Origin of the sequence: Adlercreutzia sp. DFI.6.23, assembly GCF_024462535.1 — a bacterium.
Lineage (GTDB): Bacteria > Actinomycetota > Coriobacteriia > Coriobacteriales > Eggerthellaceae > Adlercreutzia > Adlercreutzia rubneri.
This window is the reverse complement of record NZ_JANGBP010000199.1, coordinates 1-398: the sequence shown is the minus strand read 5'-3', so window position 1 is coordinate 398 and position 398 is coordinate 1. Positions and strand designations below refer to the sequence as shown.

General features: G+C 59.8%; 1 protein-coding gene. It reads left to right on the top strand.

Going from position 1 to position 398, the window contains the following annotated elements:
• The first annotated feature begins 91 nt into the window (after positions 1-91).
• Positions 92-397 (top strand): response regulator, encoded by a 306-nt coding sequence (locus tag NE591_RS13000; RefSeq protein WP_256156836.1) that lies wholly within the window; start codon positions 92-94, stop codon positions 395-397.
• Position 398: the final 1 nt, after the last annotated feature.

Sequence of the window (398 nt, the reverse complement as noted above, 5' to 3'; positions counted from 1 at the left end):
GCCGCGTTCCGAAAAGAAGACCAAGCGCATCTTCGACACCCGCTACTAAGCGCGCCGCATTCGAAAGGGGGCGAGAGCCATCATTACGAGCTTGAGTGAGAAGCAGACGATCCTCATCGTTGATGACTCGATGCTGAATCGCGCACTGCTTGCCGACATGATCGGCGATGCCTACCGCATCATCGAGGCGGAGGACGGCAAGCAGGCCGTGGCGGCGTTGCAGAAAGAGGGCACGGGCATATCGCTCGTGCTGCTCGACTACGTCATGCCGCAGATGAACGGCTTCGACGTGCTGGAGGTCATGAACAAAAACGGCTGGATCAAGGACATCCCGGTCTCATGGTGTCCGCCGAGTCCGACGCCGCCTATATCGAACGCGCCTACGAGCTGGGCGTGAC